Source organism: Mesorhizobium sp. J8 (genome assembly GCF_016591715.1).
GTDB lineage: Bacteria > Pseudomonadota > Alphaproteobacteria > Rhizobiales > Rhizobiaceae > Mesorhizobium.
This window is the reverse complement of record NZ_AP024109.1, coordinates 4,968,919-4,987,396: the sequence shown is the minus strand read 5'-3', so window position 1 is coordinate 4,987,396 and position 18,478 is coordinate 4,968,919. Positions and strand designations below refer to the sequence as shown.

Here is an 18,478-nt window from a genome sequence, read left to right as displayed (position 1 = left end):
TCTTTTGAGAACGGAACGTGACCGGGAGGACCGCGCGGGGACATCGGGTGGGAGGTTGGCGGCTGGCTGGGGCCGCTTCTGCTTCTATCGTCTTGCCGCTCACAAAGCGCGGCCTGCCGGGGCGCGGGTTTGCGGTCGATCTGGCGACTTTGGCTGTGCCCGCGGTCGTAGCGACGCTGTCGACAGCTTCTTCCTAGCCTTGTGAAGCCCTATTTCGTGCGCGGCATCGCCGCGACCGGCATCACAAGGGGATGACGATGGCCGAATATCGAGATCGCCGGCGGCCGTCCGCGCCGCGGGCTCTCCACGCAAGGCGGATCGATCTGGCGGCCGGAGATCTCGGCGAAGCCTGACAGCCGCTGCGCCTGCCGCCGGAAGGTTCGGATTGCGACGCGGCTTAAGGCCGGCTCTTTTCCAGCCTCTCGTGTCGCCAGAAGTCCAACCCCCCCCCTTGGGAGGAGCAGTACCCGCATGTCGACAATTTAGCCCGGCGACTGGGTCGTCGAGGACCACCTGGCCGAGGCATCGCTGTCACTCGAATTTCCAGAGACAGCGTTATCGCTATTGCTCACCACAAATCTCTCGAATGCGAGGCATGAGCTTCGAGGCGATCCTCGGCCCAGCGAGCGCACGGTGCCGCTCGGCTGACACCGGCCTGCCGGATCCCGCAACTCGAGGCCCGAAGCGCTTGATTTCAGGGAGCGGAGAACGCTGCCATCCCGTTGGCAATAAGCAGGCTTGGGACGGCGGCGCCTCCAGCGTCTAGCGGGCGGCTCGGGGTCGAGACCGCTCCCGTGCTGTCACACTATTTTGCTTGCCGATTGGCACGTTCAGCCTTCCACATAAACGATGCGCCGCGTCGACGGCTCAACCAGCACCGGTCGGTTGTTCACATAGACATAGCGGTACCGGTAGTTTGGGATCTTCTGCAGGGCTACCGTCGCAGGCAGCGTCGTGCCGGTCACTACCTTGCCTTGGAGGTAAACAGGCTTGACCCGGTGCTCGCTGATGTAAGTGCGCACCTGTTCGGGGGGAGTGATCACGGTGCCAGCCGCACCGCCGCCGACGATGCCCGCCGCGCCGCCCACAGCAGCGCCAACTGGACCACCGATGATGGCGCCGGCGATCGCTCCGGTGGCGCCGCCGGCGACGGCTCCGGCATTCGCCTGATTGCGAGGCGGTTTCACGACCGCGATGCCGGAATTGGCAGGCCGCTCGGTCAAGACGACCCGGTTGCCGCCGAAATTCGCCGTGACGTAATCGGAATAGACCCAGCCTTGACCGCCGGCCTCGGCGATGGTGCACCATTTCGAATTTTGCAGGCAGCCGTTCAGTGTGGCCGTCTGGCCCGCCCGCAGCACCCCAATCACCGGATATTGAGAGCCCGGACCAGCGCGAACGTTAAGGTTTGTAGCGGCGGACACGGGAGTGTCGGCAAAAGCTGCGCCAGACAGGGCGACAAGCGCGCCTGCCACTGCAGGTAACAAAAGCCTTCTCATGATCTGTCTCCATTTCATGGTTCCCTTCAGAGCCAAAAACGACGAAGAGCCGTGTGCGTTCCGCTGGCGAATGCTGCAACGACCGGATGCCATCAGCATGGCTTCACGCACCGCCGCGCGGGGAAGCATAGCCCGTTGAAGTCCGACCGCTGGAACAAACCATCGTCCCGGCAGAAGCCGGGCAGCACTTGAAACGCCAGCAAAACTGGCGCTATATAGCGTCATGGTTTTCGGCACTGTACGGAGGTGCTGCGATGGGTCTGGCACAATATGTGGATGACGGGTTGTTCGCACCCAAGAAGATTGCGCACGCTTTCCGCACTACGAGCGAGGAGATCGCGCGTACCGCTGGTCTGGGCAAAGACGCGGTCCAGCGCCGGGAGCGGGTGCGCTCAGACAAGACGCAGCGCCGCCTGCGCGAAATGGTAGAAATCGTGAACAAGGTCGAGCCGCGATTTGGCTCCGCGCTCATATCCTATGCCTGGTATCGGTCCGAGCCGCTGCCGGGATTTTCGGGGCGGACGGCTATGCAACTCGTTCGGGAGGGCCGCGCCAACGAGGTCCTCGACTTCATCGACGCGGTCGATGCGGGGATTTACGCCTGACGGTCGGCGCCATCACCTATTCGGGCCGGCTCTACCGCGCGCTTAATCCGGTATATGCCCGCGAGCCAATGTCGGGACGCGGTGCCGAACTCTATGGAGGGCGTTTCAACCCAAAGGGAATGCCGGCGCTGTATGCATCTACCTCCGTCCTGACAGCTTTGCGCGAAGCCAACCAGGTTGGCGATCTGCAGCCGACGACGCTGGTCGCTTATCGTGCCGAGATCGAGGGCGTCTTCGATGCGCGCGACGGCACTGCTCTTGTAGCAATGGGTCTCGATGCGACCGTTCTCGCCGACCCGACATGGCGCGATCAGATGAGAGACCATGGCGAGGCGCATACGCAGCGATTTGCCCGTGAGCTGGTCGCGCAAGGCTATAATGGCCTGCTCGTGCCGAGCTTCGCCAAAGGCGCGGCAATCGGCGACTTGAATCTCGTTCTGTGGCGATGGGGTCACGCTGCTCCATCTAGGCTCGAGCTGATCGACGACGAGCACCGGCTCGGTTGATCCAGCTGGCCGCTGCCCGCGTTGGCGCGGCGGCGCCGCGGCACCTGGAGCCTGCGTGTTGTGGCTTGCCTGGAAAGCCATCCTTTGCCAGCTCGGCGTCCAGTATCCGTTCGGAAAGCACCTTCTACAGATCGTCCGGCAACCGGTTCTTAGCAAACAGATCCTGCGGACGGTCGCCCCGCAAGCAAACGGTCCAGAAGGGCGCCCCTTCTAAGCGTTGCGCAACGCAGTTCAAGCTGTGGATAGAGCTTGTCTCGGCGCCAGATGGCATTTTCCTATTTAGCCTCAGGCTCCCTCAATTCGCCGGGAGTCCGGCTCACGTCAAGTGGTCGCAACTTGCACAGCTCCGCTCCACCACCAACGTGGGGTCGCCAGCTGTGACCTTCCACTGCGTGACGGAATTCTCCAGACAGAATTGAATGTCGAGCCGGTGCTTTCCGAAGCGCATGTTTTTCAGCCTGAGGTCGGGCATCCAATCTGGCAACTTGGGGTCGAGGTAGAGCTTGCCGTTGGGCGCGTCCGGCTGGAAGCCGATGATTGCCTGTAGAAATGCAAAGCAGGAACCCGCAGCCCAGGCCTGGGGCACGTTGGCCCTCTTATACTGCACTGGAAATGTCGTCGGCGTTCGCGATGATCCTGCGTAAAGCTCGGGCATCCGATGTTGCATGAAATAGCTCGCCGCTCCGCTGACGTCGCCGGCGATGCGGGTGGCTTCTTCAGAGAAACCGTACCGTCGGAAGCCCAGTGCGATCAAACCGTTGTCGTGCGGCCAGACAGAGCCATTCTGATAGGAATTCGGATTATAGGCGGGATGACGGTCTGAAAGCGTGCGAATGCCCCAGCCGCTCCACATGTCTGGCTCCATCAGCCTCTTTACCACCTTCGCCGCTCGTTCCCGAGGGACGATGCCCGACCAGAGACAATGGCCAGGATTGGAAGCGATGCTCAAAACCGGCTTCTTGTCTCCATCCAGCGCGAAAGCATAAAACCCGAGAGCCTCGTCCCAGAAAACGTCGTTGAAACGGTCGAACAGCCTCTTGGCCTTGGTTCTCAGCTTGCCGGCCCGACCGTGGTCCCCTTTGACGTCATAGATTTCAGCCATGCGTTGCCATGCGTCGTAGACATAACCTTGCAACTCGCAGAGGGCTTTCGGTCCCTTGACAGGGGTACCATCCGGGTAGACCACTGCATCGGCCGCATCTTTCCAACTCTGGTTCTCGTACCCGAGCTTCGAGCGCGTTTCGTATTCCTGAAACCCATCCCCATCCCGATCGCCGTAGCGGTCGATCCAGTCGAGGCATCTCTCGGCAGTTTCCAAATGCCGATCAATCAGACCGGCGTCGCCCGTACAGCGCCAGGCATTGTGGAGGACGATCAAATAAAGAGGGGTTGCGTCGGCGGTGCCGTAGTAAGGGGTGTGGGGAATGAGATGGAAATGCGCAAGCTCTCCTATCCGAAGCTCGTGCATGATCTTTCCGGGCTCCGCATCGCGGTAGTCGTCGCGAGACGTGGCTTGAGATCGACCCAACACGTCCAGCGCGCCGCGAGCAAAGTCCGGATACACCAGGGCATTCTGCAACGAGGCGATCAGGTTGTCGCGGCCGAACAGACCCATGAACCAGGGCAAACCCGCAGCCGGAACATACTCCAATTCATCGGTCCCCTCGATCGGAAGGCGCAGTGCCGCCATGTCCTCGATCGCCTGGACATAGAACTGTCGAAACTCGTCGTTCGAACTACTGAGCTTGCACGCGTTCCGGCCCCAGTCCATCACTTGTTTGGCGGTCTTCGATTTTAGGGATCGGTCAACGCAAGTGCGAGGAGCATGAGACGTCGTACGATCCTTTCCGAAGTCATATAGAAGGCATGCATGCCAGGTTGCGCCTGGTTCAATCTTGATGTCGAAGCTGATCCGCCCGTTGGCGTAGACAGGCTTCGTGAGCGTTTTTCGAATGGCAATCGCGATTTCGCGCCGAAAATCTTGGTTGACGTAAGACGTCCGAAGCCGCGAATGCCGGTCGTCCCATTCGGTCACGATCCTGCCGCGACGCACTATCGTGCCGGCCTTGACCTCGAAGAGATCGGCGAAATCGCTCCGGATCCCGAGCTCCAGGTTGAACTGGATAGTGTCACGACCATAGTTCACAAGGTCCAGATCCTCGTGCAGTCCTCCCTGGTCAATGGCCCGGCCGATTATCAGCCCAAGGTCGCTGGCCGGTACCGGCCCGGCCTCGGTCACGAAGGCGCGATTAACGAGGTAAATCTTGGCTGCGAAATGGGCGATGTTTCCGGAGTTGAGCAAATCCCAGCTTTCGCCGTTTGCGAACAATTGCCAACTGGATACGAGCCTGGTGTCGGAGGCGTACAGGCCTTGATGGGTGGGCCATTCGATCTGGCCGTCCTGCTCTGTCACCAAAAAGTTGATACCGTGATTGATGGCCAGGCGCGGCGGACCGATCGCAATCTTAAGGCTCATTACAAGGTGCACAATTGGAGTTGACGGGTAAGTATCTGGCGCGTCTCTGGTACCCGGCAAGCCGAGCCTGTTTGAAGGTCGGGCTGATCATTAAGCCCCGCGTGGAGCGCAACCGGAAGCGATCGGCAGCAACGGCCATGTGCGGATCGATGGTGACGATGCGATTGAAGCTGCATGCGCGGATCGCTGTCGGCCTTGCATCGAGCAATCGATTTCCAATCTTGGAGACGGAGTCGGTACTGTCGGGAGCGGATATCCGAATCGCCGATTGCTTCCCGCACGACGGCATCATCCCTATCGGGGTTCCGACGCAGGCTAGCTCACTTATTAGTTGCCTGCAGACTCAGACCTTTCGATCCTGAAGTGAACGGAGTACTGCGCCTCTATCTCGGCCATTGAGAAAACTTGGCTTCTGCCTGGAAGCGGGCATGGCAGGTGAGGTGCTGGAGGCCGTCATGCGTCTGAAGCAGACGATGCGAAGTGGATCCGCGTCCGTATTGCTACGGTTCGGCATCCAGCCAGCTTCAACGTTTGGTTCGGCGCCGACCACTTATTGGACCCGGATATAGGCGGTCCCTGCATCGAAGCGAGCCGCTCGTTCTGATCTCAGACGGTTGAATTCCCTTCCGAGAAAGGGTTGCACTTGGTTTGTCCGAACGGAGCAACAGCACTTGGACGAGGTGCATAGTATCACCGCTGTGCTCCGGATCTGAGAGGATTACCTTTGAGGACAGTGCGGCCACCCGGGCGAGGCACAGAATACGGGCGACGCTCGCCCGTATTCTCACAATTAGCTCGCCGCCTTTTCAGCTCCCCGACGCGACGTTACTCCCTCAAAATCCGAAATACCGGCCAAGGCAATCGCTTCTTGGTAGTGCCGCCAGGTCCGGCCTCGCCCGACTCGCAGCGCACCGTCACCACTTCGAAGGACCAAGCTAGCAAGCCTGGTCATCCTCGAAGCTTCCTCGCTTCTCGTTCCAGGGTCTTTCGGTCGTTGCCATGCTCTTTGATGAGAGCGCGAACCTGTTCGGGGCTGACCCGGTGCTGCTTGGCGAAATAGCGAACCTCAAAATCCTCGTCGGCTGAAACGCGGTCGCGGTCCCGGAAATCTCGCTTTGTCTTGTCGTCGGCCATGGCTGTTCCTCCTGGTGAAAAAACAGTGACAGCGCTCGAATGTTCCGGGGCGCTTGTTCAGCAATCGCTCACGTAGCGGAAACCGTCGTGCCATGTCGAGGAGTTCAGCATGCCTTCGCCTGGTCGAAGCTCTCCTACATCCAGCCCGACGCCTTGAACTGTGGCGGTATCACAGGCTGGTTGCGGGTGGCCGAGCTTTCCCGCAAAACCGGAATTCCGGTGTGCAGGAACTGCATGCAGGAACTGCATGTCAGGTTGGTCGCGGGCCAACCCAACGCCCGTTGGGTAGACACGCACAGCTTCGACATCGATCTGTCACGTCCCCCTCAGCTTGCAGGAGCGGCTGGCAGTCGCCCCGGACGAACCAGGCGTTGGCGGCCCCTTTGACTGGGGGAAGCTGGATCGGTTTGAGGAGAGGGTCTAAACCAAGACCAACGCGCTCCGCAGTGGCGATGATACCGGCGTGCGTTGACGTGCGCTGCTTTCACGTTGGCCCATGCTTTCAATGCCGCGGAGACAAAGCAGCATAGGTTGGGTCCGTTGGCCCAAATTCGATCTCAAGGTTAACGCGGCGGAAGGTATACCTGGTAAGTGTTCCTTCAACCGCGCCTGCTATATCGAGGTGGCGGCTCCGGCTGGGTGCGGGGGGTGAATGGGCCGAAGCCGCCTGCGCGGCTATCGAGCATTATGGGCCGCGCTGTTCTAATTTGGGACAGCGCGGTCTATAATTAGTTAACGCTAATCAGGCGGCGAGCTTTGGATGCTGACCATCAGCAGGGTAGCCCAAATCCGCGTCGCGATGCCACGGCCAAAATAGAATTCGCGGCTTTACTCTTTGGAACATCCCGGCGCCGCAAATATTAGGATGCCCTAACGTTGTGGGGCATGGCGATGAGGTACATCGCTATCAGGGATCCGAACGACGAGTGGCTGGTCTACGACCGAGCAACTGATCTGCCGGCAGAAGCGAATGACATATCGTTGATTGGGCTCTCACAAGCGGAAGCCGAGCGCTTGGCTGATGGGGCCAATGCGCAACTGCTCGTATTGCGTAAGCTATCAGCTGTTTCGGGAGCCTTCGTCCCTCAGCCTGTTGCGGTCCCTCAAATTTAAATGCGGTAGCATCCGACGTAGCCACAATGGCTGGATGCCACGGTACCTTTTCGAAGTTTCCCGAAACGGGCAGCGTTTTGCCGACGCCCAGGTTGAACTGGACAGCCCGGGCGACATGCAACGAGAAGCGCTTAAGACGCTGCACGACATCGCCGCCGACGAGATGGCTGAGAACGAACTCGATGAGACCTTGACGATCTCGGTGTATGATGAAGCCGGCAGGGCGGTATATTCTGCAACTCTCACTGTCTCACAGTCGTTTCCGCTTTTGCACCTGTCTGTCCGGTAAGAGGCATCGGACATCGAGGTCTTCGTCGGCCAACCATTTTTGGGTGCTTTATCAAAAGATAATTGCCGAAGACGCTTAATCCGTCAGATCGGCACGATGTGCATTAGCGATGTTGAAAACGACAGCACTCTGGCGTGTGCCACCTGTCATGGCGGGGCCAAGATATTCATCTGCGGCTGGTGGGATGCGTCGGCAGGCACCTGCTGCCCGGCTGGAACCCACAGAAAAGGGTGTCCCGGCAAGACGGTAGATTGTGGCCACTGTCGGAAAGAGGTACGCCACAGACCTTATTTGAAGTGGGTAGCGGGTTAAGGGGCGCCGGATTCTTTGTGCCAGCCACGACTTAGGGCACACTGGCTGGCCGCGACAGAACTCCCAGCCGGTTCCGCGATGGCGAGCTCGCGAGCGCGCGCCGGGACGCGACCGGCATCGACGGGCCCTGGAGATCGGGAGCCTCGCAGCACTGGTAAACTTCTGAAATCCCCGCGAGAGCGATCGAGAGGGCTTAGCTTCATGGACGAGTGCCGGCATGGCCGCGTGATCATCGGTTGGAAAGGCTAAGTATCTCCACCCAGACGATGGGAGATTGGCACGCCTGCCTCGCTACGGGCCGCCGTCTTGGCTTGGTGGCCTATTGGTGCATGTCTTCGCCGCCGTAACCGTGGAAGAAGGACTGGATCTCATCCATGTCGACCTTCCCATCGCCATTCTGGTCGATTGCAGAGAAGATGCGCCCGACTGCATCCTGAACCTCGTTCTCGGACAACGATCCGTCGCCATTGGTGTCCAAGAACGCGAACATCAGTCGCAGTCCGGCGCCGCGCATCATCATACGCGGGCCATGGTGTCCAGCCATCCTGTGCTCGCCGGACGGTCCGCCATAATGGTTTTTATGCCACGGGGCGCCATGACGATCTGCGCTGTCCTGAGCGTTGTCATCCTCGTCTTGACGATTGTTGGCCACGTCAGAGCTTCTATCCTGCTGCATCCGCTCCTGGAGGGCCTGGTCAATCATCTGGCGGATCATTTCACGCGTTGGGCCGCCCGCTTGCCCGTTCGCATCCGGCACCTGTCCGGCGCCAGGCTGTTCGGTCGCCGGCGTAGGGGCAGGGGTTCCGTTTGTCTGGGCGAGAGCAGGGAAAGTCGCGAACATAAGAACGGCGGCCGCAGTCGTTGTGAAGCGAGGGGGTCTCATGGTGTCCTCCATTGGGTTGGACGTGGGCAGCCTTACGCTGATCGAGACGGCCAAACTTGACGTCTCCTCGATTGTTCCGACCAGTATCCCAGGCTCACGAGGAAGTTACGCAAGCCGACTTCTGGACGGTGCCTCAACTCCTTTGGTGAGACGATAGATAAGGGCAGCAATGTGAGAATTGAGCTGGTAGTCGGGCAAGAGAGCGCACGCACCACCTTCCGGTTGAGGGCAAAAATTGGACCTTATTTGAGACCAGTTTCATCCGCCCACTTCGATCCAGGCGCCACAAGAACTTCGTGGGGTCGAGCTTGTAAGGGGGAGCAAATGGGCGGTGCGCGTGAGCTCCCATGGCAAGACCTCGCTTTTCCCTTTGACGCGAGAACTACGCGCGTTCGTATGCTGACGGACAGGCCTTCTGGCTAGGTGCGCAGGTAACGGAGTTGAAGCGGACGGCATAAGGGCTTCTGGTCCGCTGAAGACCCCGGCCGCAAGTTGTTGAATGAGCAAGTCGCGAGCCGCTCCTGCGCCAGCTTCGTCACAGAATTGTGTTGGCCGGAGCTGTCGACTGGTCCGCCGGGTGCTAGATCAGCGTGATCGGCATATAGCGGATAATCACCTTCTCCTGCCGGAAACGCCGCTCGAGTGCCGCGCGGCGGTCACGCCATTCGAGCAGGTCGATCTCCTCGGTCATGACTTCGAAGATGACGATCTTGTCGGCGTTTGACTCGGCGCCCTTTCTCCACAAACCGTCGGCAGGAGCCTGCAGATAGGCGGTAACGCCGTCGAAGCGGCTCGCCAGCTCTTCCTTTACCCTTTCGAAGTCTTCTTGGCCGAAAGGCTGGCCGTCATTGTCCATGCAGGGAAGCAGTATCTGAACAAGGTGCATGGCGATCAATGACGAAAGCTGTGGCTGGTCTCTGCAAGGTGATTGTGAATGTCCGTGGCCGCGATCGCCGCGTGACCGAACGCCACAGCGATCTGGTTGATTTCGTTCACCACATCACCGGCGGCATAGAGACCGGGCACAAGGGTTCGCTGATGTGCGTCCACAATGAGATAGCCCGGGTCGTCGCACGTCGCCCCGAGGTCGGTTCCAAACTTAGCTCCTGTCTTGCATCCCATCGCTGGATAGACCGAATCGAATGTGGAGGTCGTTCCGTCGGAGAGAAGGACGACGGCGTATTCACCAAGGGGGCGGAGCGAGTTGGGAATGCAAGCCGCAAACCGGATTCCGGCTTCCGGGACTGTAGGGCACCCATCAATTCCACGCTGCCCGTCAGTCGCAAGTACGGTGACGTCGTGGGTGTAGATTCGCATGAACAGCGCCTTCTTCGCAGCCTCTTTCGCGGGGCCCATTACTGCGACACGTTTATCCGTGACCTCGTAGCCATCGCAGATCGGGCAAAGGCGCATGGTCCCCGCCCTGATCATATCAGTAGCCAGTGGGATGTCAGGAAGTGTATCGACCACACCCGTCGCCAGCAGCACCGCACGGGCCCGAACAGTCGTTGGACCGGTAGCAACAAACTCGGTACCGTCGCGGTGAATATCTTGGACTGCTTCGTCCCTAAGCTCCGCCCCGCTCAGCGAGGCCTGTTGCCGCAAACGACTTAGCAGGTCGGCCCCGGATATTCCGTTCGGGAAGCCGGGACAGTTTCGAGTGATCGGGATCAATCTCGCACGGCTTTCACCGGCATCGAAAAGAACCACCCGCCGGCGAAAGCGGCCAAGATAAGTCGCGGCTGCGAGCCCAGCAGGGCCACCTCCAACTATCAAGCAGTCGATTTGCTCGCAGCGACGATGTCCGTGTTCCGCCATGTTCAATCCCGACGATGATGCTTCGAACCCCTAAGAGCCGGTGGTGACAGCCTGCAGCCTTGCTGAATCGGGACGGCTAAGAACCGCCTTGTTCTTCGCACCGACTAAAAGGAAACGCCTTCGAGGCGAGAGGCCGCTCCCCGACTTGTGCATATGGAGTGCAAATTTTGATGTTAGTCTGAGCATAAAGGATGCAGTCCTGCGTGGTGCCGTTTGTACATTTTAAAGCGCCGGCCGCCATTTGGTTCAGGAAACATTCCACAAATCACGCCGCTGCTTGCCTCAATCGCGCGCGATTGGCGCCCTCGACGCCGCGAACGCGGCGCTTCGCGCTGGCTGCTCGCACTTGTCGTTGGCGCGCGTGGGATTAAGCTACCTTTGGGGGTGGACAGGGGACAAGATTGTCTCGTCGATCAGCACGGGCCCATCTGCTTGGACTAATCGCGGCAGCAGTGTTGCCCGTCTGGCTTTTTGCTGCCTATCTGCTTGTCACGTACGCACTGCATGAAAGCTCACGGATCGAGCAGGAAGCCCTGCGGATCGCGCGACAGGTGTCGTTGGTGGTCGACGGCGAACTCTCTAATCTCAAGACGGTTCTTGACGGCCTCTCCAGGTCGCCCGCTCTCGCCAGCGGAGACTTGCTCGCCTTTGCCAGGGACGCGCGCCGCATTGTCCAGGCGACTGACGAGGTAATCACACTACGGAATCTCGACGGCCGCCAGTTGGCAAGCACCGGATCTGAGCTGGCCTCCGATATGTCTTCGAGAACGCCGCTCACAATTGCCGAACGCGACCAGTTGAAGCTCGCCGGAGTTCTCGTCGGCAGCGTGTTCGCCGGACACGGTAAAAACGAGTATCGCGTCGCAGTCACCACGCCGGTGTCGGGCGTCAACGGCGAACAGTTGTTCCTTTCGGTATCGGTTCCTACCGAACGCATTCGTCTTGTCATGCTGCCAGCGGTCCCGGAGGGGTGGACTGTCGGCGTCGGGGACCGCGAGGGAAAATATGTCGCCAGATCCAAAATGCATGACCAGGTCACCGGCAGGCCCGGTTTGCCCGAATACATAGCCAAGGTCGTGGGCCGCGCCGGTACCTTCCAATCTCGGAGTTTCGATGGGAACAAATTGCTCGCTGGATACTACCGCTCGCCCTATTCTGGCTGGTTCTACACCGCCAACATTCCTCTACGCCAGCTCCATGCGCCGCTCTGGTGGTCCTTCGTGCAGATTGGAGCGATCGGTCTTTCAGCACTGCTTTTCTCGCTCGCTCTGGCCTACTTCGTCGGCCGCAGGTTTACCAAGGCCACCGCAGATCTCGTCGGACGAGCCCATGCGCTCGGCAGCGGCCGGGCCGTGCAGCCGGTCCTTACCTCGGTCGCAGAATTCGACACGATTGGGCAGGCCATGATCATGGCAGAGCATGCAATTGCGGAGCGCACGCGCGAGTTGGAAACGGTTTTAGAGACGGTTCCCGCTGCAGTCTGGTTTACCTATGACCCACAGGCGCGCCAGGTCATCCGCAACCGGTTTGCTGCGGAACTCATGGGACTGTCGCCTCAGGATCACAGGCCATTCGGAAAACCGGATCTGGTGATCGATACTCTCGCTTACAAAAACGGCCAAACCATCAGCCGGGAGGACCGCCCGCTTAGTAGAGCGATGCGAGGCGAGGAGACCACCAACGAGGAATTTGCATACACCCTCCCATCCGGGGCGCAGCGATATTTGCTGTCCAGCGCGCGGCCCATCCGCAGCGAGGACGGCACGGTCGTGGGCGCTGTGCAGATCAGTCTGGACATATCGGACCGCAAACGAGCGGAGGAACAGCGCCAGTTGCTCGTCAATGAACTAAACCACAGGGTCAAGAACACCCTAGCCGTGGTTCAGGCCATAGCTGCCCAAACCATGCGCAGCGCCAGCAGCCTGGCACAGGCGGGTCAGGCGCTTTCAAACCGACTTGTGTCTCTGGCCAAAGCGCACGACATCTTGACCCGCGAGAACTGGAGCGGCGCCAGCCTAAGCGCTCTGATTGCCGCCGTCGTTGAGCCGCATGCATCCCTCGATCGCTTCGAGCTCAGCGGCGAACAAGTCTGGCTTCCACCGGATACCACGCTCTCCTTCTCCTTGGCGCTTCATGAACTGACGACAAACGCGATCAAGTACGGCGCACTCTCCAATTCAACGGGATCGATCGCGATCAATTGGAAGCTGGAAAACGCTGAAGGCGACCGGCTTCTTCAGCTCGATTGGCGTGAGAATGGCGGTCCACCTGTCAGCCCTGGCAAGAGTGGATTTGGTACGCAGCTGCTCCAACGGGTTTTTGATGGAAAAAACGCTGGTGGAGCGAAGATCAGCTACGATTCGACTGGTCTGCGTTGCACGTTCCGAGTGAACTTGAGCGAGGAAAGATAGCGTCGTCCCACATATTCACGGAACAACTTCCGGTCAGGCCTTGGCTCCACTGGGCTATGCGCAAGGATGGGTAGTGGTGCGGTTCTAGTCGTTGAAGACGAAAAATGATTTTGATCAATCTGGAGGCCGCGCTTGAAGAAGCGGGCCTCGAGGCCGTTGGGGCAAATAACCATCTGCTACGGGCGGGGGCAAAACCCCGTCGACGCCTCCTGCGGGTTACGTGCGGGCTTCTTGCTCCATCTCTTTCATGTCCTCAAAGCGATCCGCAATCCGCGGATGGAGCCGACCACCATCCGCGGCGCCGATGGCAACAACAATCTCATCCGCGGCTGGCCCGTCGGCAATCTGGAAATTGGCAGTGATGAAATGCGAGCGGCGTCCGTTCTCGCTCTTGTGCATCATCGGCAGCGACAGCAGGGCTCCCGGCGCATTGCGCGTGTTGCAGAATTCGAGATAGGTCGTGCCCCCGACAGCATCGCGAAAGACATTGCCGAACCGCAGCGTGTGGATCATAGCCGAGGCATGCTCGATCTCGCCGGCCACACCTACGGCCGCGGCCTTGCCGTAGCTCTCTATGCGCTCTGCGGGCATAAGCTCGACGAGGCGGCGCGTAAGCTCATGGCCGAGCCGGGGCGCTATGGCCAGGATCTCGGGCCGCAGGTTCTCGACGAAGCCGCGCCCGGCCCACGGATTACCCAGGACGGCGGCGACCACGATCGACGTTACCGGCCTGGCGCCGGCCTTGCCGCCCTCGATGTGCACTTCCTCGATGAAGGTGCAGACTTTTCGCAATTCCATGATTTCAGCCCCGATGGTGGAAGCTCAGCCTAGTGAGGCTCACGGGGCAGGTATTCCTCCGGTTCGTAGGAAGAATCGGCGTGCACCCCGCTTGGAAGCGGTGTAGCGTTGCCGTATCCGCGACGGCTAAATCGACCCTTCGCGAGGCGGAATACCGGGCGTGAACCACGAATCGCAAATTCTCTCTTTGCGGGACGCTGCCAGCCTCATCAATTCGGGTGGCGATCTCCAATCGGTGCTGCGCGACCTCGTGCTGGCCGCCTGCCGCCATGCCAAGTGGACGCTCGGCTCAATCATGAGCATCGATGCTCCGCATGGCCATGCCTATGTCATCGTGCGCCACGATCCGACGCTCATCCAGCGCACCTTGCCGGACCGTTGGGAACTCGCCACCAGTCCTTCTATCGTCGCGCTCAACCGCAACGAGCCCGTCTATATCAGGGACGCTCGGGTGTCCGAGGAGTTTCCGGGCTATCGCCGGGAGGCGTTCGAGCGCGACTACCGCAGCGTGCTTGTCATGCCGATGAATTGCTTCGACGAGGACGGCCGGCCGATGGTGCTGACCGTCGTCTCGCGCGAGATCACCGAGGTGAGCGCCGAGGATATTGCTTTCATAGGCATGATCGTCCATCTGGGCGAGATCGCGGTGGAGAAGCAGCACCGCCTGCGCCAGGAAAAGCTGGCCGGCGAGCGCCTGCAGCGGGTCCTGGCTGCGCACACCTCGCTTCTGCAGCAGGCCTTGTCGGAAGGATCGGTGGCCGGGCTCGCTGACAAGGTTGGCCAGCTTTTGCCATATCCCGTCGTGGTTATTGATTTTCACGCCAATCTGGTCGTGGCGGGCCGCTCGCCGAGCGAGGTGCATTTCGATGCCGCGGCCTGGCAACAAGCCGTCGCCGGCGTGCTGAGCCGGCAGATCATCAAGGTCGCTCGCGGCGCCTTGGCAGCGCGTCAGAACGAGACGCTGTTCGTCGACGACGGCAAACACCGGCTAAGGTTTTCCGTACACCTCGAGCCGCTGACCATCGACGATGAAGTGGTTGGCGCGTTGATGATTTTTCCGACGCCGCAGCAATCCGGCCAGCTCGACCAGATGCTGCTGGACAGCGCCAAATTCGCGCTCAGCGTGCAGATGCTGCGCAGCTTCGTGCGCTTCCGCTTCGAGACCAGGTCGCTGACCGAGCTCTTCCTGGAAGTCGTCGAGCGCCGCTGGCGCGACGAGACCGATATCGTCAATCGCGCCCGTCGATTGGGGGTCAACCTGACCACGCCGCAAAAACTGATCGTCATCGACCATGCCGACAATGCCAAGGAGGGCGGGGGCGGTCTTGCCGGTCCACACCATGTATTGGTCCGGCTTCTGGAACAGGCAGGCGTGGCGGGCACGGTCATTGCCATCGAAGGCGGGCTTGTCTGTCTGGTTGCGGACGATGCCGGGCGGGATATCCGTCTCGGGAAGCTGCCGAACAAAATCGCCGCAGAGCTTGGCCACTATTTCCACGGTGAGCCGGCGGTGCTGGTTTCCGAGACGTGCAGCGTGCTGACCGACTACCCGACCGCGTGGGAACGCTGCCGCCGGATGATCCAGATCGGCCGCTCCTTCGGACGCACCGGCGTCCTGGCCGGCCAGGATTTTGGTCCGCTGCCGATGCTGGTCGCCGCAGCCGATGTGCCAGATGTGCGCAACTTCGTCGACAGAAGCGTCGGCGCGCTGATCGCGCATGACCGTGAGCACGGCACGCCCTATCTGGACACGCTGTTTGCCTATCTGCGCGAAGGCTGCCGCAGTCAGGCCTGCGCCGACGCCATTGGGCTTCATGTCACCACCTTGCGCTATCGCCTGTCGCGCATAGAGGAATTGTTTGGAATCAAGCTCGACACGCCTGAACAGCGTTTCGCGGTCGAGCTGGCAATCCGTCTCAGCGGCATCATAGACAGCCGCGTGGCGACCGCCTGATAGGACCGTCGGTCCCACCATTGCTGCAGCCAGGTCACATCGCGCTTCCGATTGCTCGGATGGGCAGCAGCGCGCCGCGAACTCTTTCCTACAGATCGGAGGAAGAACGGGCGCCGGCTCCTGCCTAGCTTCCATCCAACGATGTGGAGGAAAGCGATGGCGAACGCAGTGGCACAAAGGACGATCGACCCGATCGCCCTGCGTCGTGCCTTCGGGACCTTCGTCACCGGTGTCACCGTCATCACCACGCGCGACAGCGACGGCAATCCGCGCGGCATGACCGCTAATTCCTTCACCTCCGTCTCGCTCGACCCGCCGCTGCTTCTGGTCTGCGTCGGCAAGTCGGCGGCGAGCTTTCCGGCCTTCAACGAAGCGCAGTCCTTCGCGGTCAATTTCCTGCACGAGGGGCAGGCCGATGTTTCGTCGGTGTTCGCCTCGAAGGTGGCGGACAAGTTCCAGTCGGTCAATCACGACCGCGCCCATACCGGCGCGCCGATCCTCACCGACAGCCTGACCTGGTTCGACTGCACCGTTCACAACCGCATCGAGGCCGGCGACCACGTTATCCTGATCGGCCGGGTGCAGGCCTTCGGCACCAGCCCGTCGGCGCCGCTCGGCTTTTGCCGCGGCCGCTACGCCAGCGTGAAGGATCCGCTGCCGACCGGCTGGCTCGCCTCGCAGGACATGATCATCGGCTATCTGGTCGAAGCGGGGAACCGCATCCTGCTGCGCAGCGACGGCAAGGGCGGCTTTGTCCTACCGACAGCGCGGCGGCGCAAGGCGGACAGCAGACTGGTGCTGGACGGGGGCGAGGCGCTGAGCCTCGTCCCTGAAAACACCTTCCTCTATTCAGTGTTCGACGTCGCCGACAGCGATCCGGGCTACCTGATCTACCGCGCCGAACTCAGCCGCGAGAGTGCTGGAGCCGCGCTGCCGGACGGCCATGCCTTCTTTGCCGTCGACGCGCTGCCCTACGAGCAGATCGCTACCCATGAGCTGCGCGCCATGCTGCGCCGCTATGCGCGCGAGCGGCAGGACAAGCGCTTCGGCATCTACATGGACACCGGCGACGGCGGACGCGTCGCTATGATCGACGGGCAGTCGCAATCATGGACGCAGGCCGCGTCCGAATGACGATCCACGCAGGACAGACAGCATGAAAACGACGGTCGCATCGCTCGAAGGCTCGCGCCAGGAACTGTTCATCAACGGCGCGTTCGTGGCGCCGACAAGCGGGCAATATATCGACAGTTTCGACCCGACCACCGGCAGGCCCTGGTACCGGTTTGCCGAGGCCGGCGCCGAGGATGTCGGCGCGGCTGTCGAGGCTGCGCGCGCGGCCTTCGCCGATCCGGCCTGGCGGCGCATGACCCAGACCGATCGCGGCAAGCTGGTGAGCCGGTTGGCAGAACTGGTCCGGGAGAACGCCGACGAGCTGGCGCTGATCGAGACGCGCGACAATGGCAAGCTGCTCAAGGAAATGCGCGCGCAGATGCGCGCCATGCCCGACAGCTACACCTACTTCGCCGGTATGGCCGACAAGCTGCTCGGCGACACGATCCCCGTCAACAAACTCGACATGCTGAACTTCAACTTGCGCGAGCCCATCGGGGTCGTCGGCATGATCACGCCCTGGAATTCTCCGCTGATGCTGCTCACCGGCACGCTGGCGCCGTGCCTGGCGCTGGGCAACACGGTGGTCGTCAAGCCGTCGGAGCATGCTTCGGCCTCGACGCTGGCGCTGGCGGAGTTGATCATGGAGGCCGGCTTCCCCGCCGGCGTCGTCAATGTCGTCACCGGTACGGGTGCTGCTGCGGGCGATGCGCTGACCCGCCATCCAGGCATCGCCAAATTCGTCTTCACCGGCTCGACCGGAACCGGGCGGCGCATCGCCGCCAATGCCGCGCAGAACCTCGTTCCCTGCTCGATGGAGCTTGGCGGCAAATCCCCTCACGTTGTGTTCGGCGACGTCGATATCGAGCATGCCGTGAACGGCGTTGTGTCCGGTGTCTTCGCGGCCGCGGGCCAGACATGCGTCGCCGGCTCGCGTTGCTTCGTTGAGGCAAGCGCCTATGAGCATTTCCTAGAGGCGCTGGTCGAGCGCACGAGGCGGGTGCGGGTCGGGCTGCCTATGCGGGAGGACACCGATATCGGCCCGCTGGCGCTGGCTGAGCAGCTCGCGAAGGTGGAAACCTATGTCGCTTCTGGTGTGCGCCAGGGCGCGCGGATCGCGGCCGGCGGCCGGCGGCCGCAGGCGGACGAGCTGGCTGGCGGCTGGTATTTCGAGCCGACTGTGATGACCGATGCCGCCAACGGCATGGAGTTCATGCAGGAGGAGCTGTTCGGTCCCGTCGTCGGCGTCATCCCGTTCTCGTCCGAGGACGAGATGATCCGGCTCGCCAATGACACACGCTACGGACTCGCCTCAGGAATCTGGACCCGCGACATCAACCGCGCGCTGCGCTTCGCGAAGAACGTCGAGGCCGGCACGGTGTGGATAAACACCTATCGCGCCTCCTCCTTCATGTCCGCCAATGGCGGCTTCAAGGAGAGCGGCTACGGGCGGCGCGGCGGCTTTGACGCCATGGAGGAGTTCTCGCGGCTCAAAAACGTCGTCATCGACTATTCGGGCGCCATGCAGGACCCGTTCGTCATCCGCCTTCGCTGATCAAGAACCCGA

General features: G+C 61.0%; 15 protein-coding genes. 8 read left to right on the top strand and 7 right to left on the bottom strand.

Features of this window, described 5'->3' with window-relative positions; translation table 11 throughout:
* Positions 1 to 830 precede the first annotated feature (830 nt).
* The gene (locus tag MJ8_RS23845; RefSeq protein WP_201411139.1) at positions 831 to 1,499 is read right to left on the bottom strand and encodes a DUF1236 domain-containing protein; all 669 of its coding nucleotides are present in this window, start codon (positions 1,497 to 1,499) and stop codon (positions 831 to 833) included.
* 254 nt (positions 1,500 to 1,753) lie between these two features.
* On the opposite strand from MJ8_RS23845, the gene MJ8_RS23840 reads away from it, so the two are divergent.
* Positions 1,754 to 2,104: an antitoxin Xre/MbcA/ParS toxin-binding domain-containing protein gene (locus tag MJ8_RS23840; protein ID WP_201411138.1), complete on the top strand. Its 351-nt coding sequence runs from the start codon at positions 1,754 to 1,756 to the stop codon at positions 2,102 to 2,104.
* An 11-nt stretch (positions 2,105 to 2,115) separates the two neighbouring features.
* A complete protein-coding gene (locus tag MJ8_RS23835; protein WP_201415568.1) occupies positions 2,116 to 2,610 on the top strand; it encodes an RES family NAD+ phosphorylase in 495 nt (164 codons plus the stop codon).
* 316 nt (positions 2,611 to 2,926) lie between these two features.
* On the opposite strand, the gene MJ8_RS23830 is transcribed toward MJ8_RS23835, so the two are convergent.
* Both MJ8_RS23830 and MJ8_RS23825 read right to left on the bottom strand, forming a co-directional pair.
* Entirely contained in the window at positions 2,927 to 5,086 is a 2,160-nt protein-coding gene (locus tag MJ8_RS23830; protein WP_201411137.1) for an amylo-alpha-1,6-glucosidase, read from the bottom strand.
* Positions 5,087 to 6,034: 948 nt separating this feature from the next.
* The gene (locus tag MJ8_RS23825; RefSeq protein ID WP_201411136.1) at positions 6,035 to 6,220 is read right to left on the bottom strand and encodes a DUF3606 domain-containing protein; all 186 of its coding nucleotides are present in this window, start codon (positions 6,218 to 6,220) and stop codon (positions 6,035 to 6,037) included.
* 39 nt (positions 6,221 to 6,259) lie between these two features.
* On the opposite strand from MJ8_RS23825, the gene MJ8_RS23820 reads away from it, so the two are divergent.
* Together MJ8_RS23820 and MJ8_RS32090 are read left to right on the top strand one after the other, a co-directional pair.
* Positions 6,260 to 6,607, top strand: a complete 348-nt coding sequence (locus MJ8_RS23820; protein WP_225248012.1) for an enolase C-terminal domain-like protein — start codon at positions 6,260 to 6,262, stop codon at positions 6,605 to 6,607.
* 760 nt (positions 6,608 to 7,367) lie between these two features.
* On the top strand, positions 7,368 to 7,622 hold the full coding sequence (locus tag MJ8_RS32090) for a DUF6894 family protein (protein ID WP_210345612.1): 255 nt from the start codon (positions 7,368 to 7,370) through the stop codon (positions 7,620 to 7,622).
* 631 nt (positions 7,623 to 8,253) lie between these two features.
* Here the strand turns inward: MJ8_RS32090 and MJ8_RS23815 are convergent.
* The 3 genes from MJ8_RS23815 to MJ8_RS23805 form a co-directional block, all read right to left on the bottom strand.
* Positions 8,254 to 8,691, bottom strand: a complete 438-nt coding sequence (locus tag MJ8_RS23815; RefSeq protein ID WP_225248011.1) for an EF-hand domain-containing protein — start codon at positions 8,689 to 8,691, stop codon at positions 8,254 to 8,256.
* A gap of 706 nt (positions 8,692 to 9,397) precedes the next feature.
* A complete protein-coding gene (locus tag MJ8_RS23810) occupies positions 9,398 to 9,673 on the bottom strand; it encodes a hypothetical protein (RefSeq protein WP_225248010.1) in 276 nt (91 codons plus the stop codon).
* Between the two features lie 35 nt (positions 9,674 to 9,708).
* A complete protein-coding gene (locus tag MJ8_RS23805; RefSeq protein ID WP_201411134.1) occupies positions 9,709 to 10,635 on the bottom strand; it encodes an NAD(P)/FAD-dependent oxidoreductase in 927 nt (308 codons plus the stop codon).
* Positions 10,636 to 11,087: 452 nt separating this feature from the next.
* Between MJ8_RS23805 and MJ8_RS23800 the strand changes: the two genes are divergently transcribed.
* Entirely contained in the window at positions 11,088 to 13,046 is a 1,959-nt protein-coding gene (locus MJ8_RS23800) for a sensor histidine kinase (RefSeq protein ID WP_225248329.1), read from the top strand.
* A gap of 216 nt (positions 13,047 to 13,262) precedes the next feature.
* Here the strand turns inward: MJ8_RS23800 and MJ8_RS23795 are convergent, their stop codons facing one another.
* A complete protein-coding gene (locus MJ8_RS23795) occupies positions 13,263 to 13,844 on the bottom strand; it encodes an amino acid synthesis family protein (RefSeq protein ID WP_201411132.1) in 582 nt (193 codons plus the stop codon).
* Between the two features lie 160 nt (positions 13,845 to 14,004).
* Here MJ8_RS23795 and MJ8_RS23790 point away from each other — a divergent pair, with 160 nt between their 5' ends.
* The 3 genes from MJ8_RS23790 (at position 14,005) to MJ8_RS23780 (ending at position 18,466) form a co-directional block, all read left to right on the top strand.
* The gene (locus MJ8_RS23790; RefSeq protein ID WP_201411131.1) at positions 14,005 to 15,798 is read left to right on the top strand and encodes a helix-turn-helix domain-containing protein; all 1,794 of its coding nucleotides are present in this window, start codon (positions 14,005 to 14,007) and stop codon (positions 15,796 to 15,798) included.
* Positions 15,799 to 15,954: 156 nt separating this feature from the next.
* Positions 15,955 to 16,932 carry a flavin reductase family protein gene (locus tag MJ8_RS23785; RefSeq protein WP_201411130.1) on the top strand — a complete coding sequence of 326 codons (978 nt, stop codon included), beginning with the start codon at positions 15,955 to 15,957 and terminating at the stop codon, positions 16,930 to 16,932.
* Positions 16,933 to 16,954: 22 nt separating this feature from the next.
* Positions 16,955 to 18,466, top strand: a complete 1,512-nt coding sequence (locus MJ8_RS23780; protein WP_201411129.1) for an aldehyde dehydrogenase — start codon at positions 16,955 to 16,957, stop codon at positions 18,464 to 18,466.
* The last annotated feature ends 12 nt before the right edge of the window (positions 18,467 to 18,478 follow it).

Excerpts from the sequence above, each read along its gene's own strand:
- MJ8_RS23845 (WP_201411139.1), bottom strand. The coding sequence starts at position 1,499 with ATGAGAAGGCTTTTGTTACCTGCAGTGGCAGGCGCGCTTGTCGCCCTG.
- MJ8_RS23840 (WP_201411138.1), top strand. The coding sequence starts at position 1,754 with ATGGGTCTGGCACAATATGTGGATGACGGGTTGTTCGCACCCAAGAAG.
- MJ8_RS23830 (WP_201411137.1), bottom strand. The coding sequence starts at position 5,086 with ATGAGCCTTAAGATTGCGATCGGTCCGCCGCGCCTGGCCATCAATCAC.
- MJ8_RS23825 (WP_201411136.1), bottom strand. The coding sequence starts at position 6,220 with ATGGCCGACGACAAGACAAAGCGAGATTTCCGGGACCGCGACCGCGTT.
- MJ8_RS23820 (WP_225248012.1), top strand. The coding sequence starts at position 6,260 with ATGTTCCGGGGCGCTTGTTCAGCAATCGCTCACGTAGCGGAAACCGTC.
- MJ8_RS32090 (WP_210345612.1), top strand. The coding sequence starts at position 7,368 with ATGCCACGGTACCTTTTCGAAGTTTCCCGAAACGGGCAGCGTTTTGCC.
- MJ8_RS23810 (WP_225248010.1), bottom strand. The coding sequence starts at position 9,673 with ATGGACAATGACGGCCAGCCTTTCGGCCAAGAAGACTTCGAAAGGGTA.
- MJ8_RS23805 (WP_201411134.1), bottom strand. The coding sequence starts at position 10,635 with ATGGCGGAACACGGACATCGTCGCTGCGAGCAAATCGACTGCTTGATA.
- MJ8_RS23795 (WP_201411132.1), bottom strand. The coding sequence starts at position 13,844 with ATGGAATTGCGAAAAGTCTGCACCTTCATCGAGGAAGTGCACATCGAG.
- MJ8_RS23785 (WP_201411130.1), top strand. The coding sequence starts at position 15,955 with ATGGCGAACGCAGTGGCACAAAGGACGATCGACCCGATCGCCCTGCGT.
- MJ8_RS23780 (WP_201411129.1), top strand. The coding sequence starts at position 16,955 with ATGAAAACGACGGTCGCATCGCTCGAAGGCTCGCGCCAGGAACTGTTC.